Raw genomic sequence first — 2,967 nt, 5'->3', positions numbered from 1 at the left:
GGGTTACGCCCGCTTGCAAACGGCAGGTGATGGTTTCCAGAATTCCGCGCGGGAAGTTGCCCAGATGCGGGGTGAAGATCACCTCCGCACCAAGGTGAGTAGCGATTTCCGGCTGATGGCGATGGGTAAACACGCCATACGGCTGCAGGCTCACCTCACAAAAGCTGTTGGAAATAGCCGCCTTACGTCCCGCGCCGCTCACGCCGCTGGTGGCGTTAATTACCGGCCACTGGCTGAGATCCAGCAGCCCGGCATCAATCAGTGGTTTCAGCGACAGCTGCGCCGCCGTCGGGTAGCAACCCGGCACGGCAATCAGATTCGCGTCTTTCAGTTGGTCTGCGCTCCACTCCGCCAGTCCATAAACCGCCTGCTCCAGCAGGTCGGGATGCTGATGGGTAAAGCCGTAATATTTTTCATAGAACGCGCCGTCGTTTACGCGAAACGCGCCCGAGAGGTCAAACACCACGCATCCGGCCTGCAAAAACTGCGGGGCCAGGTCATGGCTCACCTCATGTGCCGTTGCGAGGAACACAACGTCCACCCCTGCGCTAAACTCGCTGATATCTGACATTGGCTGTAACGGTAAATCGACAATGCCTTTCAACTGCGGATGCAAATCGGAGATTAATTTTCCTGCATCATTGCTTTGCGCTGAGACGGTCAAAGCGGTTATGGTCATATCAGGATGGCGATTTACATAGGTCACAAGCTCTGCGCCGGCATAGCCACTGGCGCCCACAATCAGCGTATTCAACATCGGGGCTGCTCACCTTCTTAGATTCTGTTGCCAGATATAAGCCTTTATCACCTCACCTTACACTTGGTGGGTTTTATTACGCTCAACGTTAATGTATTTTTATTCACAAATACTGCATGAATATTGATACTATCATGACCCGAGGTGTGTCAACAATGAAAAACAATTTACCGCCATTTATCGAGATATACCGCGCTCTGATTGCCATGCCGTCGATTAGCGCCACCGAAGAAGCGCTCGACCAAAGTAATGCAGGTTTAATCACTCTGCTGGCGGGCTGGTTCAAAGATTTAGGCTTTAATGTGGAGGTCCAGCCGGTTCCCGACACGCGCAATAAATTCAATATGCTGGCAAGCATTGGACAGGGAGCCGGTGGTTTGTTGTTGGCGGGCCATACCGATACCGTCCCCTTTGACGACGGACGCTGGACGCGCGATCCGTTCACCCTGACCGAGCATGACAATAAGCTCTACGGTTTGGGTACGGCAGATATGAAAGGCTTCTTCGCCTTTATCCTCGACGCGCTGCGTGACGTCGACGTCACTCAACTGAAAAAGCCCCTGTACATTCTGGCCACTGCCGATGAAGAGACCAGCATGGCGGGAGCGCGTTATTTCTCTGAAACCACCGCTTTACGCCCGGATTGCGCGATCATTGGCGAACCCACCTCCCTGCAACCGGTCCGCGCACACAAAGGTCATATCTCTAATGCGATTCGCATTTTGGGACAATCGGGTCACTCGAGCGATCCGGCTCGTGGCGTGAATGCCATTGAACTGATGCATGATGCCATCGGTCATATCATGAATCTGCGCGATGACCTGAAAGAGCGCTATCACCATGATGCTTTTACCGTCCCGTATCCGACGTTAAATTTGGGTCACATCCACGGCGGCGACGCCGCCAACCGAATCTGCGCCTGCTGCGAGCTGCATATGGATATTCGCCCACTGCCCGGCATGACGCTTAACGATCTCAATGGCTTACTTAACGACGCGCTGACCCCGGTCAGCGAGCGCTGGCCGGGTCGCCTGACGGTGTCGGAGCTACATCCGCCAATTCCAGGCTATGAGTGCCCACCAGATCATCAACTGGTACAAGTGGTTGAGAAACTGCTGGGCGCACAGACAGAAGTGGTGAACTACTGCACCGAAGCGCCGTTTATCCAGACGCTTTGCCCGACGCTGGTGTTAGGGCCTGGCTCCATTAATCAGGCGCATCAGCCGGATGAGTATCTGGAAACTCGTTTTATTAAGCCAACCCGCGAATTGATCACCCAGGTTGTGCATCATTTCTGCTGGCATTAACCGCTTATCGCCTCGCTAACCCTTTAGTGGTAAGCGAGGTAATTTATTAACATTTCCATAAGCAAAGCTTATTTGATTCGATGTGAATTAAATAACGTAAATTCCCGTCATTTTTTCGTTTGCTGAACCGATTTCGCAGCAATTGACGTCACGACTTTTACGTGGCTTTATAAAAGACGGCTAACATACAAAGTCCGAGAGATTTCGCGTCACAGCAAGGCGGCAAGCGAGCTCATACCAGGAGCTTACATAAGTAAGTGACCAGATGGGCAAGCGCAGCCAACGCCGATGTCGCGCGAAAGATACAGGACGCATAAATTAAAGATGGGGTGTCTGGGTTAATATGAACGAACAATATTCCGCGTTGCGTAGTAATGTCAGTATGCTCGGCAAAGTGCTGGGGGAGACCATCAAGGATGCGCTGGGAGAGAACATTCTTGACCGCGTAGAAACAATCCGTAAGTTGTCCAAATCATCCCGCGCCGGCAATGAAGTCAATCGCCAGGAGCTGCTCACTACGCTGCAAAACCTGTCTAACGACGAGCTGCTGCCGGTTGCCCGCGCGTTTAGCCAGTTTCTGAACCTGGCCAACACCGCCGAGCAGTACCACAGCATTTCGCCAAAAGGCGAAGCAGCCAGCAACCCGGAAGTGATTGCTCGCACTCTGCGTAAACTGAAAGAGCAGCCCAACCTCGATGAAGCCACCATCAAAAAAGCCGTCGAATCTCTCTCCCTGGAGCTGGTTCTCACTGCCCACCCGACCGAGATCACCCGCCGTACGCTGATCCATAAAATGGGTGAAGTGAACGCCTGTCTCAAGCAACTTGATAACAAAGACCTCGTCGATTACGAGCGCCATCAGTTGATGCGCCGTCTGCGCCAGTTGATTGCCCAGTCCTGGCA

The 2,967-nt window shown here is 53.0% G+C and carries 3 protein-coding genes; 2 read left to right on the top strand and 1 reads right to left on the bottom strand.

The annotated features are described in order from the left end of the window. A partial coding sequence (argC, locus tag KQJ19_RS23190) for an N-acetyl-gamma-glutamyl-phosphate reductase (RefSeq protein ID WP_216404243.1) occupies positions 1-757 on the bottom strand: 757 nt, incomplete at its 3' end. A gap of 155 nt (positions 758-912) precedes the next feature. On the opposite strand from argC, the gene argE reads away from it, so the two are divergent. Then, positions 913-2,064, top strand: coding sequence for an acetylornithine deacetylase (gene argE / locus KQJ19_RS23185; RefSeq protein WP_019077897.1), 1,152 nt, complete (start codon positions 913-915; stop codon positions 2,062-2,064). A gap of 343 nt (positions 2,065-2,407) precedes the next feature. Continuing rightward, positions 2,408-2,967: phosphoenolpyruvate carboxylase (locus KQJ19_RS23180; RefSeq protein WP_216404242.1), on the top strand; the 560-nt coding region annotated here is incomplete at its 3' end.

The sequence above is a fragment of the Citrobacter sp. S46_ASV_140 genome, assembly GCF_018919545.1.
GTDB classification, from domain to species: Bacteria; Pseudomonadota; Gammaproteobacteria; order Enterobacterales; family Enterobacteriaceae; genus Citrobacter; species Citrobacter braakii.
Note: the sequence above shows the minus strand (reverse complement) of the source record. Positions and strands in the feature narration are given on the sequence as shown.

Bases quoted from the DNA above. Each gene is read 5' to 3' on its own strand.
- argE (WP_019077897.1), top strand. From the start codon at position 913: ATGAAAAACAATTTACCGCCATTTATCGAGATATACCGCGCTCTGATT.